Source organism: Bacteroides sp. HMSC067B03 (genome assembly GCF_001811315.1).
GTDB lineage: Bacteria > Bacteroidota > Bacteroidia > Bacteroidales > Bacteroidaceae > Bacteroides > Bacteroides faecis.
On record NZ_KV804514.1, the window covers coordinates 27,001 to 46,617 of the forward strand.

General features: G+C 40.0%; 18 protein-coding genes. 11 read left to right on the top strand and 7 right to left on the bottom strand.

The window, feature by feature from the left end; translation table 11 throughout:
• Window positions 1-44: 44 nt before the first annotated feature.
• A complete protein-coding gene (locus HMPREF2794_RS27115; RefSeq protein ID WP_010538730.1) occupies window positions 45-890 on the top strand; it encodes a histidinol-phosphatase in 846 nt (281 codons plus the stop codon).
• Window positions 891-1,021: 131 nt separating this feature from the next.
• On the opposite strand, the gene HMPREF2794_RS27120 is transcribed toward HMPREF2794_RS27115, so the two are convergent.
• Window positions 1,022-2,257, bottom strand: a complete 1,236-nt coding sequence (locus HMPREF2794_RS27120) for a fucose isomerase (RefSeq protein WP_010538729.1) — start codon at window positions 2,255-2,257, stop codon at window positions 1,022-1,024.
• A 180-nt stretch (window positions 2,258-2,437) separates the two neighbouring features.
• Here HMPREF2794_RS27120 and HMPREF2794_RS27125 point away from each other — a divergent pair, with 180 nt between their 5' ends.
• From HMPREF2794_RS27125 to rimI, 4 genes are all read left to right on the top strand, one after another.
• Window positions 2,438-3,637, top strand: a complete 1,200-nt coding sequence (locus tag HMPREF2794_RS27125; protein WP_022301816.1) for a pyridoxal phosphate-dependent aminotransferase — start codon at window positions 2,438-2,440, stop codon at window positions 3,635-3,637.
• A gap of 156 nt (window positions 3,638-3,793) precedes the next feature.
• A complete protein-coding gene (locus tag HMPREF2794_RS27130; RefSeq protein WP_010538727.1) occupies window positions 3,794-5,038 on the top strand; it encodes an ABC transporter permease in 1,245 nt (414 codons plus the stop codon).
• A gap of 130 nt (window positions 5,039-5,168) precedes the next feature.
• On the top strand, window positions 5,169-6,635 hold the full coding sequence (locus HMPREF2794_RS27135) for a RimK family protein (RefSeq protein WP_070753219.1): 1,467 nt from the start codon (window positions 5,169-5,171) through the stop codon (window positions 6,633-6,635).
• Window positions 6,636-6,637: 2 nt separating this feature from the next.
• Window positions 6,638-7,090, top strand: a complete 453-nt coding sequence (gene rimI, locus HMPREF2794_RS27140; protein WP_070753221.1) for a ribosomal protein S18-alanine N-acetyltransferase — start codon at window positions 6,638-6,640, stop codon at window positions 7,088-7,090.
• Window positions 7,091-7,103: 13 nt separating this feature from the next.
• Here rimI and HMPREF2794_RS27145 read toward each other — a convergent pair whose 3' ends face one another.
• Complete coding sequence (locus tag HMPREF2794_RS27145; protein WP_070753223.1) at window positions 7,104-8,276, bottom strand: glycosyltransferase; 1,173 nt, start codon at window positions 8,274-8,276, stop codon at window positions 7,104-7,106.
• A gap of 56 nt (window positions 8,277-8,332) precedes the next feature.
• Complete coding sequence (locus HMPREF2794_RS27150) at window positions 8,333-9,358, bottom strand: AI-2E family transporter (protein ID WP_010538723.1); 1,026 nt, start codon at window positions 9,356-9,358, stop codon at window positions 8,333-8,335.
• Window positions 9,359-9,725: 367 nt separating this feature from the next.
• Here HMPREF2794_RS27150 and HMPREF2794_RS27155 point away from each other — a divergent pair, with 367 nt between their 5' ends.
• The gene (locus HMPREF2794_RS27155) at window positions 9,726-10,508 is read left to right on the top strand and encodes a hypothetical protein (RefSeq protein ID WP_224207195.1); all 783 of its coding nucleotides are present in this window, start codon (window positions 9,726-9,728) and stop codon (window positions 10,506-10,508) included.
• 50 nt (window positions 10,509-10,558) lie between these two features.
• Here the strand turns inward: HMPREF2794_RS27155 and HMPREF2794_RS27160 are convergent, their stop codons facing one another.
• On the bottom strand, window positions 10,559-11,014 hold the full coding sequence (locus HMPREF2794_RS27160; protein WP_010538721.1) for a GNAT family N-acetyltransferase: 456 nt from the start codon (window positions 11,012-11,014) through the stop codon (window positions 10,559-10,561).
• A 133-nt stretch (window positions 11,015-11,147) separates the two neighbouring features.
• Here HMPREF2794_RS27160 and HMPREF2794_RS27165 point away from each other — a divergent pair, with 133 nt between their 5' ends.
• From HMPREF2794_RS27165 to HMPREF2794_RS27185, 5 genes are all read left to right on the top strand, one after another.
• Window positions 11,148-11,738 carry a sugar O-acetyltransferase gene (locus HMPREF2794_RS27165; RefSeq protein ID WP_010538720.1) on the top strand — a complete coding sequence of 197 codons (591 nt, stop codon included), beginning with the start codon at window positions 11,148-11,150 and terminating at the stop codon, window positions 11,736-11,738.
• Window positions 11,739-12,496: 758 nt separating this feature from the next.
• On the top strand, window positions 12,497-14,974 hold the full coding sequence (locus HMPREF2794_RS27170; RefSeq protein ID WP_070753225.1) for a TonB-dependent receptor: 2,478 nt from the start codon (window positions 12,497-12,499) through the stop codon (window positions 14,972-14,974).
• A 56-nt stretch (window positions 14,975-15,030) separates the two neighbouring features.
• Complete coding sequence (locus tag HMPREF2794_RS27175) at window positions 15,031-16,110, top strand: sensor histidine kinase (RefSeq protein ID WP_070753251.1); 1,080 nt, start codon at window positions 15,031-15,033, stop codon at window positions 16,108-16,110.
• A 53-nt stretch (window positions 16,111-16,163) separates the two neighbouring features.
• Window positions 16,164-17,213, top strand: a complete 1,050-nt coding sequence (locus HMPREF2794_RS27180; RefSeq protein WP_371491451.1) for a sensor histidine kinase — start codon at window positions 16,164-16,166, stop codon at window positions 17,211-17,213.
• Window positions 17,210-17,929: a LytR/AlgR family response regulator transcription factor gene (locus tag HMPREF2794_RS27185; RefSeq protein ID WP_070753249.1), complete on the top strand. Its 720-nt coding sequence runs from the start codon at window positions 17,210-17,212 to the stop codon at window positions 17,927-17,929. Before HMPREF2794_RS27180 ends, HMPREF2794_RS27185 begins: the two co-directional genes overlap by 4 nt.
• Window positions 17,930-17,965: 36 nt before the next feature.
• Here HMPREF2794_RS27185 and HMPREF2794_RS27190 read toward each other — a convergent pair whose 3' ends face one another.
• The 3 genes from HMPREF2794_RS27190 to HMPREF2794_RS27195 form a co-directional block, all read right to left on the bottom strand.
• Window positions 17,966-18,259, bottom strand: a complete 294-nt coding sequence (locus HMPREF2794_RS27190; protein ID WP_022301824.1) for a YidH family protein — start codon at window positions 18,257-18,259, stop codon at window positions 17,966-17,968.
• Window positions 18,260-18,558: 299 nt separating this feature from the next.
• On the bottom strand, window positions 18,559-18,807 hold the full coding sequence (locus HMPREF2794_RS29765) for a glycosyltransferase (protein WP_229099327.1): 249 nt from the start codon (window positions 18,805-18,807) through the stop codon (window positions 18,559-18,561).
• 142 nt (window positions 18,808-18,949) lie between these two features.
• Complete coding sequence (locus HMPREF2794_RS27195; RefSeq protein ID WP_227034935.1) at window positions 18,950-19,510, bottom strand: DUF1349 domain-containing protein; 561 nt, start codon at window positions 19,508-19,510, stop codon at window positions 18,950-18,952.
• Window positions 19,511-19,617 lie beyond the last annotated feature (107 nt).

A 19,617-nucleotide genomic window follows, 5' to 3' on the forward strand; every position in this document is an offset into this window, starting at 1 on the left:
ATAAAGATTAATATGAAAACCGAAATAACCAGATAAAACCTATTATGCCCAATCTGACTAATTATCATAGCCACTGTCTGTATTGTGACGGGCGAGCTAATATGGAAGATTTTATTCGTTTTGCCATAAGTGCAGGCTTTACTTCTTATGGTATTTCGTCTCACGCTCCACTGCCATTTTCTACCGCATGGACAATGGAATGGGATCGGATGGATGATTATCTTGCTGAGTTTTCCCGCCTGAAAGAGAAATATGCCGATAAGATAGAATTAATCATCGGTCTTGAAATTGATTATTTGAATGAGGAAAGCCATCCCGCTTTGCCTAGTTTTCAGAATCTGCCACTTGATTATCGGATCGGTTCCGTGCATATGCTCTATTCTCCGGAAGGAAAAGTAGTGGATATTGATACTCCGGCAGATACTTTCCGGCAGTTGGTAGATCAGCATTTTGGAGGTAATCTTGATTACGTGATTTGGTCATACTATAACAATCTGTTTCATATGTTAGATTTGGGAGGCTTTGATATTGTAGGTCATGCGGATAAAATGCATTACAATGCTTCCTGTTATCGCCCCGGCTTATTAGATGAGTTATGGTATGACAGATTGCTACATCGATATTTTACGACAATTGCCGAACATGGATATATTGTTGAAATCAATACAAAGTCCTATCATGATTTGGGGACTTTTTACCCGAATGAACGTTATTTTTCTTTGTTGAAAGAGTTAGGTGTCCGGGTACAAGTGAACAGTGATGCCCACTATCCGGAACGGATCAATAACAGCCGCGTTGAAGCGTTGACTGCTCTGAAGAAGGCCGGTTTCTCCTCTGTAGTGGAGTGGCATGGCGGTAAGTGGGAAGATGTAGCTATTGAACTTTCATAAAATATAGCCTGATTAAAAACAGAGGCTCTGATTGGTTGTAACTGAACCTCTGTTTGATATAAATAAAGCCTCTGTTGAAGACCAACAGAGGCTTTATTTTATGATGAGCCTAAAAGTGTTTTTTAGAATGTTTATTCTGTCCGCTTGCAGGCATTTGCCATGAAGAACTCATTCAATGTATCTTCATAGTTACCATGAATCATGATGTGATGGTTGCCCAACGGATTTTTCAAGAAATATTCTGCCGGGGTATTCATCCGGATACGTACCTGTGTACGGCACATATTAATATAATTGGTATTTTCGGTCAGTGTTCCTGTAGACAGATAATATTCATCCAGACATTCACCACCACATTTAATGACCGTTACATCTCCGGTGGGAAGTAGTCCTTGTATGGCTATTCCTTTTTCCGTCTCAAAATGATTACGGATGATATATCTTTCCGTTTGTTGCAGTCCTACGGTGCAATGTGCTAATATCAGTTCGTTTGTCCGGGTATTGATCATAGAAGGATTTGCCATGAAACCTTCTTTGGTTGTAAGTGCTTTGACAGCCAGAAGGGTGAAGATGGATTGAAGGTCTCCTTCACATCCTGCCATTATTCCGTCGTCATTCAATAAGGATAATGCCAGGCAACCGGTAGTGTCTATCTGCTCGATCAACTTGAAGCAACTTAAAGTCAGTGCTTCCAGCTTTTCTTCTTTACATATCTTCTTTATCGCCCGGTATAATCGCATAGCCTTGATTAAATCTTCAGGACTTCCCTCGCGACAAGCAAGAGCTTGCGAAGCAACGGCAGCACACGATGCACCTACTTCTTCATCTGTAATTTGTTGAAAATGTTCATAGACTCGTTCCAGTGGAATATCTATGTATTCGATGCCCCAGCGGCGCTTAGCCAAAAGATAGTCAACATTACTGGCAACCAACCAGGAAGAAGGAGTACCGATGACGCCTATACGTTTACCAAACAAAGAACGCTGTGCCCGGAAATTGTTATAAAGTATATGTACCCTTTGAACGATAGACGGGAGTTCACCATGAAGAATTTCGCTCTTCATTCCCCTTCCTCGCAACCAAGTTGATATTTCCAGTGCTGCAGCAAGTGAGTTCTGCATGCCGTCTGCTAACAAAATGGCAGGTCGGGGCAGACGTTCGAAATGCTGGATAACCAGTCTTTCCACTCCTCCGGTAGCGACAAAAATGATCTTGAAATCATCACTGTTCAGCTTATCCATATCTTGATAATCGATGAGCCTTACAGTATAATATTTTTCAAGCTCACTCAAAATAGCTTCGTGTGAACTACGCAACGAGGCTTGTTTATGTAGTATTGAAGCGAATGCGATAAGGTGTATGGTCATTATGATATTGTTTTAAGTTTTCTGTATTACAAATGTATAGCTTTCTTTTCAAATTACCATAAGGTTTTTAACCTTGCTAAGGTTTTTAAAGTTTTTATGTCTCTGTATTCAAATAATTGCGTACATTTGCAGCTCCAAGTTAAATAGTAAATAGTAAATTGTAAAATAGTCAATAAAATTATGCCGACCATATCCATTCGCGGAAACGAGATGCCTGCATCTCCTATCAGAAAGCTGGCTCCATTGGCAGACGCTGCCAAGCAACGGGGAGTCCATGTGTTTCACCTGAATATCGGACAGCCTGATCTGCCCACTCCTCAGGCCGCGATTGACGCGATACGCAATATTGATCGTAAAGTACTGGAATATAGCCCCAGTGCCGGAAACCGTAGCTATCGCGAGAAACTAGTAGGATATTATGCAAAGTTCAACATCAACCTGACGGCTGACGATATAATTATTACATCAGGAGGTTCGGAAGCGGTACTTTTCTCCTTCCTTTCCTGTTTGAATCCGGGTGATGAAATCATAGTTCCGGAACCTGCATACGCCAATTATATGGCATTTGCCATTTCTGCTGGAGCAAAGATCCGTACGATTGCCACGACCATTGAAGAAGGGTTTTCTCTGCCGAAAGTGGAGAAATTCGAAGAATTGATCAACGAACGTACCAAAGCGATTCTGATTTGCAACCCGAATAATCCGACAGGATATCTGTATACCCGTCGTGAAATGAATCAGATTCGGGATTTGGTGAAGAAGTATGACCTCTTCCTCTTTTCGGATGAAGTATATCGTGAATTTATTTATACCGGTTCCCCTTATATCTCTGCCTGCCATTTGGAAGGTATTGAGAATAATGTCGTACTGATCGATTCTGTTTCAAAACGTTATTCCGAATGTGGTATTCGCATCGGTGCTTTGATTACCAAGAACAAAGAGATACGTGATGCTGTTATGAAGTTCTGTCAGGCTCGTTTGAGTCCTCCTTTAATCGGACAGATAGCTGCTGAGGCCTCTCTGGATGCTCCGGAAGAATATTCACGGGAGACGTATGATGAATACGTGGAACGTCGTAAATGCCTGATTGACGGATTGAACCGTATTCCGGGTGTTTATTCTCCAATTCCGATGGGGGCTTTCTATACTGTAGCCAAACTTCCTGTAGATGATTCGGATAAGTTCTGTGCCTGGTGTCTTTCTGATTTTGAATATGAAGGGCAAACTGTATTTATGGCTCCGGCTTCTGGTTTTTATACTACCCCGGGCTCAGGTACCAATGAAGTCCGTATCGCCTACGTATTGAAGAAAGAAGATTTGAACCGTGCGCTTTTTATTTTGCAGAAGGCTTTGGAAGCGTATCCGGGAAGAACGGAATAAGGAATAGATTAATAAGTATTAAGTATTAACCGTAGACGCTGATTGGCGTATGATGTATTATAAGGTAATGTCTTAATGCTTAATAAATACTTAATTCCTAATCTCTAAATAAGCTGTGGCTAATACTTAATACCTATTACTTAATATTTAAAAGAATTGTCGTTATCTCTTTTTATAGCTCGTCGTATTTATCGCGAAAGCGATGGTGGAAAGCAGGTTTCACGTCCTGCGGTCCTCATTGCTATGGCCGGTATTGCTATCGGGCTGGCTGTTATGATTATTGCGGTGGCAGTAGTTATAGGGTTTAAAAGTGAGGTAAGGAATAAAGTGATCGGATTCGGGTCACACATTCAGATAGCGAACCTGGATGCGGTTAATTCTTATGAGACTCATCCGATAGCGGTAGGCGACAGCATGATGACTGCTCTTTCCAGCTATCCCGAAGTAAGCCATGTGCAACGTTATTCCACAAAGCCGGGGATGATAAAAACGGATGATGCTTTTCAAGGAATGGTCTTGAAAGGTGTCGGACCGGAGTTTGATCCTGGTTTTATGCAAGAGTATCTGGTGGAAGGAGAGATTCCTGTGTTCAGCGATTCGGTTTCCAGTAATCAGGTACTTATCTCCAAGGCATTGGCTACCAAAATGAAGTTGAAGCTGGGGGATAAGATATATACCTATTATATCCAGGATAATATTCGTGCCCGACGTTTGACGATTGCAGGTATTTATCAGACCAATTTTTCCGAATATGATAACCTCTTTTTATTGACGGACCTTTATTTAGTAAATCGCCTGAATGGCTGGCAGCCGGAGCAGGTGAGTGGAGTAGAGTTGCAGGTGCATAACTATGATAAGCTGGAAGATATAACTTATGAAATAGCAGTTGACACTGACAACCAGCGGGATGAGTTTGGCGGTATATATTATGTACGCAACATAGAACAACTGAATCCTCAAATATTTGAATGGTTGAATTTGCTTGATCTTAATGTATGGGTAATCCTTTTTCTGATGATTGGAGTTGCTGGCTTTACCATGATTTCCGGTTTGCTGATTATTATCATAGAACGAACTAATATGATCGGAATATTAAAGGCTCTGGGAGCTGATAATTTTACGATTCGCAAGACTTTTCTTTGGTTTGCAGTCTTTCTTATTGGTAAAGGAATGCTTTGGGGAAATGTAATTGGACTGGCATTCTGCTTTATTCAATCTCAATTTGGAATATTCAAACTTGATCCGGAGAATTATTATGTGGATACAGTATCGGTTTCTTTCAATATTTGGTTCTTCCTTTTGATTAATGCAGGTACTTTGCTGGCATCCGTCCTGATGCTGATTGGCCCTTCTTTCCTAATAACAAAGATCAATCCTGCAAGTTCCATGCGATACGAGTAATCCCTTCTTTTTCTTTTCTTTTTTTGCTGCAAAAATAATTTAGACTCTTACGTGATGTAGAGTGAATAATATGTCTATATTTGCGCCCAATTTACTTAATATCCTCTTGTAGGTTTAATTTTTAACCATTATGAATAATGTGTTAATTCTGTTGGATAATCCGGATGACTGGAAACCGTATTGTGAGACAAAAAGTATCCTGACTGTTTCCGACTATCTGAAGAACAAGCCGGTTGAAAAAGACCGGAAGTTAGTTATTAATCTTAGCAATGATTACAGCTATAATTCCGAAGGGTATTATTGTTCGTTGCTTGCCCAAACGAGAGGACAACGGGTGATTCCCGATGTTGATATCATCAATAAACTGGAGACAGGGACAGGGATCCGTATGGATCGTAGCCTGCAGGCATTGTGTTATCAGTGGATTCAGAAGAATGGGATCAAAAGTGATATCTGGTATCTGAATATCTATTTCGGGAAATGCCGTGAGAAAGGGTTGGAAAGAGTAGCCCGTTTTATTTTCGAGAATTATCCCTGTCCATTACTGAAAGTTGCCCTGAATACTCATCCTAAGAATCAGATTGAAAGTATTCAGTTTTTGCCTTTGAACCGGTTGGATGATGAGGAACAGGACTTCTTTGCTAATACACTCGATAATTTTAATAAGAAGATATGGCGTGCGCCTAAGTCGACAAAAGCTCCCAGATACAGTTTGGCAGTACTTATTGATCCGAAAGAAAAATTTCCGCCTAGTAATAAAGGGGCTTTGCATAAGCTGTCCGAAGTAGCCAAGAAGATGAATATTCATGTTGAAATGATTACGGAAGATGACGCTATGCGCTTGCTGGAGTTTGATGCGCTGTTTATCCGTACGACGACATCACTGAATCATTATACATTCCATTTGTCGCAGTTGGCTGCACAAAATGGAATGTTAGTTATTGATGATCCGTTGTCTATTATCCGGTGTACGAATAAGGTTTATCTGAAAGAACTTTTTGAGAAAGAAAAGATTTCGGCACCGAAGTCTACATTGATTTTCCAGTCCAATGAAAATTCGTTCGAACAGATAAGCGAGCAGGTAGGTGCTCCTTTCATTTTGAAGATACCGGACGGTTCTTATTCCATTGGGATGAAAAAAGTATCCAATGAAGAAGAGCTGAAAACCAGCCTTGAAGTCCTTTTCGAGAAGTCGGCTATCTTATTGGCACAGGCGTTTACGCCTACGGAGTTTGATTGGCGTGTTGGTTTGTTGAATGGAGTACCTTTGTATGCCTGCAAGTACTACATGGCAAAAGGACATTGGCAGATTTATTGCCATTATGATTCGGGAAGGAGCCGCTGTGGATTAGTGGATACGATTCCTATCTATCAAGTACCACGTGTGGTATTGGATACAGCGATAAAAGCTGCCAATCTCATAGGAAAAGGTTTGTATGGAGTAGACTTGAAAATGGTGGATGATAAGGCTTACGTTATTGAAATCAATGATAATCCGAGTATTGACCATGAATTGGAAGATGCGATTATCGGTGACGAAATGTATTATCGTCTGCTGAATCACTTTGAGCAGGCTTTGGATATGAAACATTATTAGTGATGGAACAGACCGTATACCTTCGCAAAGCAAATTTGAGGGATATTCCTGCTATTCTGGAAATAGAGCAGGAATGTTTCCGGGAAGATAGTTTCTCGCGGGAACAGTTTACCTATCTGATCGGTCGTTCAAAAGGAATCTTTTATGTGGTGGTAGAGCAAGAGCAGATTATAGCTTATATCTCGTTGTTGCTTCATGCGGGAACTCGCTATCTGAGAATATATTCGATAGCTGTCCATCCGGATTTCAGAGGTCGGAAACTGGGGCAGTTACTGATGGAACAGACGATTGCTACAGCTCATGACTGTAAGGCGGCAAAGATTACACTCGAAGTGAAAGTTACAAATACTCCTGCTATCAGGCTATATATGAAAAATGGCTTTATTCCCGTGGGAGTAAAGCCAGCCTATTATCATGATGGTTCGGATGCGATTTATATGCAGCGAACCCTGTAATCTATATGATTGCTTATCTTCTCATAAAATCTCCTTTTCTCCGGAAAGAACGGTAGAGTTTAAATCTAAGTGACTGGATGGGTTGGAGAATATCGAATACCGGCAGAGAGAAATAATATTTTCTGCCTCCGCCCATTTCTTTGGCTGTTTGATTGATGACGACTGCCTGTACAATATAACGGAATATCCATATCAATAATGCAATTCCGGCAGACAGCCAGTGTAAATGGAGGATACCGATTACAATACCCGCTATACAGACAGCGTAAAACAGTAAACGGGAGAAAGTTTCAAATCCTGATAAATAGCGTTGTATGCCGCGATAATAGCGTGCGGTAGCCATGTAGCTAATCTTTTCTTCCTTCCATTCTTTGTAGTTATATACAGGTTGTATCCGCATGGTTGCATTGATATCCGTTTCTACCCGTGTGTTTGATGGAGTCGCTATCTGGTTGATGAACAGATCATCTTCTCCGCGTTGCAGATTCAGGTAAGTGGAGTAACCTTTTCTTTGGAAGAATAATTCTTTCCGATAAGCCATGTTACGTCCGATACCCATATATGGCTTTCCTGCCAGTGCAAAACACAAATAACGCAGGGACTGGAATAAAGTGTCAAAAGCTACTCGTTTGTGTAGCCATCCTTTGGTCCGGTCGTAACCGCTATATCCCAGCACTATTTGAGTCTGTGAAGTGAAATTGCGTGCCATTAGTTTAAGCCATTGGCGACTGGCAGGCATACAATTTGTTTCTGTAAATACTAACCAGTCATGTTTACTGGCTTTGATACCTAGCGTTAAGGCTAGTTTCTTGTGGCTGATATAGCGTGCACTGTCAGGAGTAAAGCTATGGTAGAGATGGGGGTATTTCTCTTCCATAAATCCCAATACATCCTCTGTCTCATCTGTAGAAGCATCGTTGATAACAATCACTTCGAACTGCGGATAGTCTTGTTCGAGAATGGCAGGTAAGATTTTACGTAAGTTATCAGCTTCATTTCGTGCACAAAGTATTACGGAAAGTGGAGGCATTTCCTGTGTGAAATGCACTTCTTCTTTGCGTACAGCTTTATTGCGGATATGTATTCGATTATACAAGCCGAAATAATAAATGAGCTGAATGATAAAAAGAATACCTGCCGCCGATAAAAGAATCAGTTCAACAGTGTTGAATGTAAATGCTTCCATTGAATTAAAGTGTCGTTTTTACGACTGCAAAAGTACGCATTTTTTTGGTAGCTCCGTCATCTCGAAGGAAGGTTATTTCGTAAATCCAGATATTCTTTCTTGAACATGTCAACAAAGAGAAAGAATAGTGAGAGTAGTAACGGACCAAAGATAACTCCCATAAAACCGAATAGCGGCAAGCCAATTACAACTCCGAATATGGTAATCAGTGGATGGGTATCGGCCATTTTCTTTTGCAGAATAAATCGGATCAGGTTATCAGATTGTGATACGACTATTGCTCCGTAGGCAGCGAGTCCGATAGCATTGAACCAGTCTCCGGTTACAGCAAGATAAGCGGCTACGGGAAACCATATCAGGGCAGTTCCTACCATCGGAATGATGGTGGCAAAGCAGGTAAGAAATCCCAGAATTAATATGTTCGGTGCTCCGAAGATGAGATATCCTATCATGGCTACTCCTCCTTGGATGATTGCTAATAGCGGGATGCCGATAGCGTTGGAACGTACAATCATGTTAATCTCATGAATAACTTCCTGTGTGTTTGCTTCATTAAATGGCAAAATATCATTCACATAAGCCTCCATTTTTTTTCCTCCTATCAGCATAAAGTATAGTACGAATACCATGACAAACAGATTGATGGCAAGGCTGCTGATGCTTTCCATAATGATCTGTCCGATGCGGGGAAGGATGGAGACAATGAATGATATGGTATCTTTCCCTAATACATCGTAACCGGTTTTTTCTTTGATAAACTCTGCCACTTGCTGCATAGGAGCGATGAATGTTTGAGGGTCCAGATTGATATCTTGAAGTTTGCTTACCAATAGCCAGACGGTTAATCCAAGTGGTACCAAAAATACCATAACCGTTTCTGCTGTGATCAGTAATGCGGCAACACTGCGTTTTATTTTCCATCTTTCTGTCAGGTGTGCCATTTGTTTACGTACTAGAATATAAATAGTGAGTGCTCCCAACAATCCCCCTAGAAAAGGGGTGATTTGACGGAAGATGATGATTCCCATAAATAGTATGATGACGATGAGGGAATATTTCCAGTATTGTTCTTTGATGCTCATATCGTGTATTTAGTTATTCTACTTTATAAACAAAAGAACTATGAAAAAGGTTTGGATATCCGGTGTGAGGTTTAAGATAGACAAGTGTTCTTTGGGCTGACGGTATTTCAGATTCTGTCAGGCATTAGTTAATATCCAAATGAATTATGTTAAATGTTAACGAATCTGCTGCTTTTATTAAACCATGTTATAAGATGCTCCGCTCTGCTCCGGAAATTTGGAGATATGCGGAAAGTCCGTATCTTTGTAGTGTGTTTTTCATAGTATTAGATTTAAGGTTAACAAAAAGATTGGCTGTCTGGGATAGATAGCCTTTTTTTATGCCTTTTTTTGTATATTTGAGGGACTTAAAACTTGAATGAATATAATGAGAACAATCCTATTAACTCTGTTACTCTCTGTTGTGGCAATATCAGCCTTTGCACAGACAAATACTTATCCGGAATGTACAAGTCAAGTTGAAGCTATTAATAAGATGCCGTTACGGATAGCGTATCTTGTACCTGTCGATAGTTTAGGTAAATATATGTATCTGGAGTTTGCAGCTCCGAGTATGTGTGATCACTCAGATGTGGTAGCTGATATAGACTATAGGCAGGTCACAAGTTTTGCGACTTTATATTATGATGAAAAAGGAAGGGTACGCAAGACTATCAAATGGTACTCGGATGGGGGTGACCTTAATAATGTCGTTTATTATGATGAACAGGGTAATATCTTATATGCTGTTTATGCGAGCACTTCTGAAAAATATGGGAAACTGTATTCATGCAATTCACAAATTCATATAAATCATTCTTTTTCGGAACTTGACTTCAGAGAAGGATTTCATATTTGGATTAATATGACTACGGAAAACTTGGCGAATGTATATAAGTCTGATTTGAAAATGCCTGAAAATTGTAAATCTGTTACCTTTTTGCCTATAAAGATTGGTGATCGGGCTTTTCTTTGTACCAATCGTGCTTATATTTCACCCAATGGGAGATTGATAAATAAAGATGATAATATGGCAGGTGCATACTTTGGCGGACGCGTTGTTATTGATGATATTAAAGGTGATTGGTGCAAAGTGAGATATACTCTTATAACAGAATCTGACGAAACTGTTGGATATGTACGGGTTGAAGACTTAGAGATTATAAAGTAATCCAGTCTTTTCGGTTTATTTCTATGAAATCTGTTATTGTTTCTATCTGATTATTTTAGAATGATTTCATATACACGAGAACTTTCTCCCCAAGGATGCCAACAATCTCCGATATAGGTGAAGCCTAATCGTTCGTAATACGAAGTATGACTGGTACTTAAGTATAATTTCGAAAAACCGATTTTTTGTGTATCTTTCTTTGCCCGTTCTATTAAAAGACTGGCATAGTTATTTCCTCTGTACTTTTCCTCAATGAATAAGGAAACGAACCAAGGATATAAATCCATACGAGAATTAAAATCATTGCTAACAAGTCCTGCACACCCTACAATTTCATCACCATTCATAAGAAGATACCATTGAGGTATGGGATTTTCGGCTTTTAGAGAATGTCTGAAACAATCGTCATACACCATTTTCGTGTTTTCATTAGCCCATTTACTTTGGAAATAGGCAATAGCTTTTTCTAAATATTGAGGTGAGTCTTTAAGAGAAATGATATTCATGCTTTATATAAAATTACAAGGATTCAATATCGCCAAAGTTATAAAATTATTTTTGAAAATCAACTGCTGTTTCTTTAATCCGGCTAATTCCATATATTTGCAATACATACTGCATTAAAAAATATCGTGATATATGGAAAATAAAGAATTGTGTGAAAGAATGCATTCAGGGGAAATGTATAACGACTTGTCTATAGAATTGGTTCAAAGAAGAGAACGGGCTGTCTTTTTGACTAATGATTATAATTCCACTTATGGAAGACCTAAAGAAGTTCGGGAGGCATTATTACGTAAACTATTGAAACATGTCGGTAATGGTGTTCATTTTGAGCCGCATTTCCGGTGCGAGTTCGGATTCAATATCAGTATTGGAAACAATTTCTTTGCCAACTTTGATTGTATTATGTTGGATGGAAATCTCATTACGATAGGTGATAATGTATTATTAGGACCACGCGTTGGTCTATATACGGCAAATCATGCGCTCGATCCGCAAGAACGTGTTATGGGGGGATGCTATGCTTATCCGATTGTAATTGAAGATAATGTATGGATAGGTGCCGGAGTTCATATTATGGGTGGTGTTACGATCGGGAAAAATTCTGTAATCGGTGCAGGTAGTGTAATCACAAAGAATATTCCGGAGAATGTAATCGCTGCAGGAGTTCCCTGTAAAGTAATCCGGGAAATAACCGAGAAAGATAAAACGGGTTTTTTACCTTGATGTTGATTGCCATTATTTACAATCAATCCGTTCCCATTTGTCGAATAGCCACACCTCAAATCAAAAAAAAGAACAGAACAAGTAGAATATTATGGGTAAAGTGAGGATTGCTCCGCAGCTACTGAAAAATGACCTTTCTTAAAAAGTGGATATTTACACGAGTTCTAAAGAGTTCACTAAGGGGAATAGAATATCTCAATGATTTGTAAGTGTGGATTTTCTTCTTTATGTCATTGGAAGAGATAATTGAATAAATAGTAATCATTTTCTGTTGATGCCTGTTATTTGGAAAGATTAATCATTCGATTTTGTTTCTTATGTCACGTTTTGATTTCTCGATATCTATGACAAACTAGAGAAAAAATAAGCTAAAATAGCCTTTTTATAACTTTCTCATCAAGAAAAAATAGGTTCCTCGGTGAGGAACGAAGTGTTGGTTTTAAAGGAACAAGGTGTTCCTTTAAAACCAACGAGTGTTATATGAACAAGAATAGATGCATATTTTACGTAGTATTATGCAGTGTGGGCTCGCTTTTCTGTATATTATTACATTAATTTATGCAGCATATCCTGTAGTTCATTATTTTTAGAGTAACCTCCTGTTGTTATTATATTAAATTTAGAACATTTAGAGGGGAAGGCATATTTATCTTATCAATCCTATATCTTGTCTACAAACGAGGCGTGTTCGTCTCATTTGAAAAACAGGCAATACTGTATCCCTTATCTTCGTGTCGAAATAAAAAACAAAATAAGTCATGAAGATGAATAAAACTATGTTATTGGGGGAAATAGCAACCCGTTCAGGTATTCCGGCAGATGAATGTGGGATAGTACTTAAAACTTTTGAAAAAGTTCTTTGCGAAGAACTCACACGGAAACTGTATCGCTATGGGGGATGGATATTATTATTGATTGCCTTATTTGTATCAGTTACTGTTTTGGGGCAAACATCGGAACGGAAAGGCCGTCCGGTACAGACCATTCGTGGAATGGTAGTGGATGGAGACTCAAAATACCCTATACCGTATGCGACAGTGAGATTGTCTGACAAAGCAGGGATGGGGACGACAACCGATAGTTTGGGACGTTTCATTATTCCGCAGGTTCCTGTCGGGAGACATACGATAGAAGCAGCATTTATGGGGTATGAACCGGGACTTTTTAGAGAAATACTGGTAACTTCCGCCAAAGAAGTCTATCTGGAAATCCCTCTGAAGGAAAGTGTAAACGAACTGAGTGAAGTCGTAGTTCGTGCCCGAACGAACAAAGAGGAAGCGATGAATAAGATGGCGACCACTGGGGCACGTATGTTAAGTGTGGAAGAAGCGAGCCGTTATGCAGGTGGTTTTGATGATCCGGCACGCTTAGTTTCTGCTTTTGCCGGAGTAGCACCCAGTGTTTCTTCCAATGGCATCTCTATTCATGGTAATGCACCCCATCTTTTACAATGGCGACTGGAAGATGTAGAAATCCCGAATCCGAATCATTTCGCGGATATTGCCACATTGGGTGGAGGAATTCTTTCTTCTCTTAGTTCACAGGTACTCGGTAATTCTGATTTCTTTACCGGAGCTTTTCCGGCGGAATATGGAAATGCTGTGTCCGGTGTATTTGATATGAAGCTACGAAATGGTAATAATCAAAAGAATGAAAACACGATTCAAGTAGGGATTATGGGAATTGATGTTGCTTCTGAGGGTCCTTTGAGCAAGAAACATAAAGCATCGTATATCTTCAATTACCGTTACTCTACCACAGGACTACTGAATCTTGACGGTGGAACGATGGATTATCAGGATTTGAACTTCAAACTAAACTTTCCTACGCAGAAAGCCGGAACTTTCTCAGTATGGGGAACCAGCTTGGTAGACAAATTTAAGAGTGACATGGAGAGAAATCCGGAGAAATGGGAATATTGGGGTGACCGTAGTGAGTCGCGTGACAAACAGTATATGGCGGCTGGGGGTATCAGCCACCGTTATTTCTTCAATAGTGACGCATCGCTGAAAACCACCGTTGCCGCTACCTATTCACAACTGGACGGAGGCGCTTCCATGTTCAATCACGCTTTGGAATCGACTCCTTACATGGATCTTGAATCGAAGCACACCAACCTCATAGTAACCAGTACCTATAATCGTAAGTTCAGCAACCGGTTTACTAATAAAACAGGCTTTACATATACCGTTATGTTCTATGATATGAATCTTTCTATAGCGCCTTACGAAGCCCAGGTACTGGAAACCGTATCTCAGGGGGACGGCAATACAAGTCTGCTTTCTGTCTACAATAGTTCTTCTGTCGGTTTGAGTGACCGTTGGACTCTCAATGCCGGCATCTACGGGCAATATTTGACATTGAATAATAAATGGTCGGTTGAACCCCGTGCCGGTTTGAAATGGCAAGCTAGCCCGAAAGCTACTTTTGCCTTAGCTTACGGAATGTACAGTCGGATGGAGAAAATGGACGTCTACTTTGTAAAAACAAAAAATACAGGAAATCAATCTGTTAACAAGAATCTGGATTTTACCAAAGCACAGCATATCATGTTATCTTTCAGCTACAAAATTACAGACCGCATGAATCTGAAAATAGAACCCTATGTACAGTTTCTGCATGATGTACCTGTGATGGCGGACAGTTCCTATTCTGTGCTCAATCGCTCTGATTTTTACGTAGAGGATGCCCTTATCAATAAGGGGAGAGGCTGCAATATTGGAATTGACATTACTCTCGAACGTTTTCTGGAGAAAGGGCTTTATTATATGGTTTCCGGTTCGTTGTTTGACTCTCGTTACCGTGGTGGAGACGGTGTGTGGTATGATACGAAGTTTAACCGGAACTACGTCATCAATGGACTTATCGGCAAGGAATGGATGTTGGGGCGAAACAGGGAGAATATCCTTAGTGTCAATCTGAAACTGACATTACAGGGAGGGGATCGGTATTCCCCGATTGATGTAGAAGCGACCCTGAAACACCCGGACAAGGAAGTGCAATATGACGAAACGAGAGCATTCTCCAAACAATATTCACCCATGTTTATCGGTAATTATACTGTCAGCTACCGTATCAATAAGAAGAAAGTATCTCATGAATTTGCTGTAAAAGGATTGAATTTCATGGCTACGAAAGAGCACTACGGACATGAATATAATGTGAAAACCGGAAAAATAGATGCAACTGACGGTTCCACGGTTCTGACGAATGTGAGCTATAAACTTGAATTTTAGATATCCGGATAGAAATCTTGAAGGAAAAAGTTTTATCTTCGTACCCAATGAAGCATATGGCAACTGAAACAGCTACAGCAGGCAACGAATCTGCGATTTTATATAGATTACTTGTTAGTCCTGAATTTCGATGGATACGGTATCTGATACTTGTCATGGTGCTGGGCACTATCTCTTTCAATCAGGTGTTCATCATTTTTATGGACTACCGGGATATATTGGGGGGATGGATTTATGTGTTCACTTTTATATACTTGCTTACTTATGTGGGTGTTATCTGCCTGAATCTTTTTTGGTTATTCCCAAGATATTTGTTGAAAAGGCATTATATGGTGTATTTATCATTATTGTCTGTGGCAATGATCGTTGCACTGTTGATACAGATGATTATAGAATATCTGGCTTATTCCTATTGGCCACAGCTTCATGCACGGGGATCGTATTTCTCGGTTCCCATGCTGATGGACTACATATCTTCTTTTATGCTGTCAATGCTTTGTATGATAGGGGGAACGATGACTGTGCTCCTGAAAGAATGGATGATAGAAAACCGACGTGTTTCACAGATGGAAAAGGCACATGTACTTTCTGAAGTAGAGCAGCTGAAAGAGCAGGTCAGTCCCGAACTTCTTTTCAAAACTTTGCATCATTCGGGAGAACTGACATTGACTGAACCGGAAAAGGCTTCGAAGATGTTGATGAAATTGAGCCAGTTACTACGTTATCAGTTATACGATTGCAGCAGGCACAAAGTATTACTTAGCGGTGAAGTTGCTTTCCTTACAAATTATCTGACATTGGAACAGAGTTCCCAGCCGCAATTCAGCTATCAATTTATTTCGGAAGGGGAGGTAAACCGGATGTTGGTTCCACCTTTGCTTTTTATTCCTTTCGTACAGCATATTATGAAGCTGATGCACGAACAGCAGATCGTTCTTCCTGTTTCTCTGAGTATTCATCTGAAAGTTGAAAAAGGCATGATTGTATTCATTTGCATGTGTCCGCAACTTAATCTCTCTGAAGACAGAGGGCTGGAACGAATCAGGCAAAGGCTGGACTTATTGTATGGTGACCGTTACGGATTGTTGTTAACTACTGAATGTATAAGACTGGAATTGAATGGAGGTGAACAATGATAATAAATATAGAAGATAGAAGTACGGTTGATAGAAATCCGTATGATGGAACTATGGATGACAGAGGTGTGACCGCTTTTCTGATAAGCTCTCATTACAGAATATACAGGCATATCTTGTTGCAACTGGTTGTTTTGCTGATTACCATCAATGTCTTTTGGTACGAGCCTTTGCAGACTGTCTCTTTCTGGCGACGCTTGGGAGGGTGTCTGGCATATTTCTTGTCTATGGATGCGGTGATTTATACGAACCTGCACGTGCTGGTTCCCCGTTTTCTATTAAAGAATCGTTTGGGTAGTTATGTTTTGGCAGCTATCATCACCAATCTGGTGGTAATCACTTTTCTTTCAGTTACGCAAGGATTGCTTTTTGAGGTTATTTTGCCTGTCAGGAACCCCGATGGATTTGCTACTTTCATCAATGCCTTTTCGGGCATACTTACTATGGGGTTTGTTACCGCAGGTTCGGCGGCAATTTCATTGTTCACTCATTGGCTGCGTTATAATCTGCGTATTGATAAACTTGAATCTACCACTTTGCAATCTGAACTGAAGTTCCTTAAAAATCAGATAAACCCGCACTTCCTGTTCAATATGCTGAATAATGCCAATGTGCTGATTAAGAGGAATCCGGAAGAGGCTTCCAAAGTTCTTTTTAAGCTGGAAGATTTACTGCGGTATCAGATTAATGACAGTTCGCGCGAAAGGGTCTCTTTAGCTTCGGATATTCGTTTTCTGAATGACTATCTGAATCTGGAAAAAATACGTAGGGATCATTTTCAGTTTACAGTGGAGCAGGAGGGAGACATTGACTCCATTTGGATTCAGCCGTTATTGTTTATTCCGTTTGTGGAGAATGCGGTGAAACATAGTTTTGATAGTGAGCATCCTTCGTCCGTACATCTTTCTTTTAAGGTAGAAGAAAACCGGTTGGAATTTCGTTGTGAAAATTCCACGCCGGCGGTTGCTGTCAGTAACAAGGTAGGAGGTATTGGGCTGGCAAATATTCAGCGTAGATTGGGGCTGTTATATCCCGATCGTTATGAACTGGAACAGATAGAGAATGAAAATCGGTATATTGTAATTTTATGTATAACGCTATGAATTGTATTATTGTAGATGATGAACCATTGGCACGTGAGGCAATGAAATTACTGATAGAGGAGGCGGAATGTCTTCAGTTGGTGGGAAGCTTTAATAGTGCTGCCACAGCTTCTGACTTTATGGAGCAGCATGTAGTAGACCTTGTATTTCTGGATATTCAGATGCCGGGTATTACGGGAATTGAGTTTGCCCGAACTATCTCCAAACGAACATTGGTAATCTTCACTACCGCTTATACAGAATACGCATTAGATAGTTATGAGGTGGATGCGATTGATTATCTGATAAAGCCGGTGGAGGCGGAACGCTTTCAGAAAGCGATTGAGAAAGCGCAGTCTTATCATTCCTTATTGTTGCAAGAGGAAAAGGAAGCGATTGAAACGATTGCGGCTGCCGAATATTTCTTTGTAAAGGCGGAACGCAGATATTTCAAAGTCAACTTCTCTGATATCCTCTTTGTCGAAGGATTGAAAGATTATGTGATCTTGCAATTAGGCGAACAACGTATCATTACCCGTATGAGTCTGAAAGCCGTTTTTGATTTATTACCGAAGGAGTCTTTTTTACGGGTCAATAAGTCGTATATAGTCAATACAGCCCATATCGATTCGTTTGATAACAATGATATATTTATCAAATCGTACGAGATTGCAATTGGAAATAGTTATCGGGATGATTTCTTTGAAGGCTTCGTGATGAAGCAACAAAGATGGTGATATTTCATGTGATGTTTTACACTGCAACCAGGTATTCTAATCACAATGGGACTGTTTTACATACCCCTTCAATTGTTTACCCATTTGAAAATAACGGATGAAGCCCAGAATGAACAAGATAACTCCGGTTGCGACACATACCCATGCGAGACCGTCCAGACGGGATATACTTTCGATCTGAAATATTCCGATTCCGGCAGTAAGAAGATAGAGTGAAGTACGGATATAAGAGAACAAGGTTCGTACATTGGCCAACTTTGTTCTTTCAATAGCCAGATAATCGCGGAGTATTAACTCCTCATTCTTGAATTTGTCGGTAGATTCCTGCATAAAATGATACTGTTTTTTTATTTTCCTTCGGATATTTCCGAGAATAGCAACTCTTTTATTATTATAACGGAAAATAGGTATAAATAGTTTGTGAAGCATTTTTTTTACCGGCTATTGATTTTCAGACACTATTGATTCTATAAAGTCACAAAAATTGTCTGTAGATTGTTCGGAACGAATCTTTTCGCCTAACTCTCCTGCATTCTTTTTATATACAGGATTAGCCACTAAATCATATATCTTTTCTTTTAATTCCCTGTCGGAATCTTTACCTATTTTAATTCGTTCCGGTCCTATCTTTAATTGCTGTACACGATAGGTCCATAAGGCTGGTCGATGATAAGCGGCATGATCACCTGTGGTTTGCCGGTGCGAGCTACACTATGTGTTGTGCCTGCCCCTCCGTGATGCATCACCGCATCGCAGTGGGGAAATCTCAGACTATGGGGAATCGTATGTGTCAGTAGGAAAACGTCTTTCTCGTTTGCTAACGTGTGTATCTTCGAACTCATCGAACGAAAGGAACTTCTTGTGCGTTTGGTTTTCATTTTATGATTAGCTTAAATTTTGGGTATATCATTTTTTATTCCTCTGGCAATGTCCTCATATCATCAAGTGCTCTCGGCAGATATTTTATTTCACTAAAATCCCCGGTAAATCCGTTCCCACGCGATCCGTGTACAGCAAACCCTACTTTAATTTACCAGTAGTATTGAGGTTGAAGTTTCGTACCATAGACCAGTTTTTATTGTCCGGGGAATAAAAAAATGAGTACTCAGAGCCTCTCTTTACGATTGCCATATACGCATAGTCACCGGCTGGCATTGAATTACAGTCATCTGAAAACGTACGAGTCACAACAGATACAATTGTCGGCATAAGATTGACAGAGTTCTCGTAACAGAACTTGGCCCAAGTCTCGTCATCCTGATAGACAACAAGTGCCGCCACATCATAAACAGCTTTTAGTTTGCCTGTTACTTTGGCACTAATAGTGAAATTCGCTTCCGGTTCAAAGAGTATAAGCGGAGCATTTACCACTTTGAGCTTGCCGGAAGGACTATTGAAAAGGTTAGTCTTCCTGCTGGCGGTCATACTGATTGAGTTTCCTTTTATTTTGTAATCAACAGGCTGATTGTGTATTAGTAAGTTATGTGGAATAGTGGAAATCTGCTCTGTTGGAAGCGGTTTCTGTGCTGATGTGGAAACAGCTAAAAGCAAGACAAAGATGGAGGTAATAATCGATTTCATAAATGTATTATATTGATTCCTGAACAAATGTATGTAAAATATTCGAATCTTGTATCGCTTTGATAGACACAATATTACCTTTTTTCTGTCAGATATATCTGTTGTTC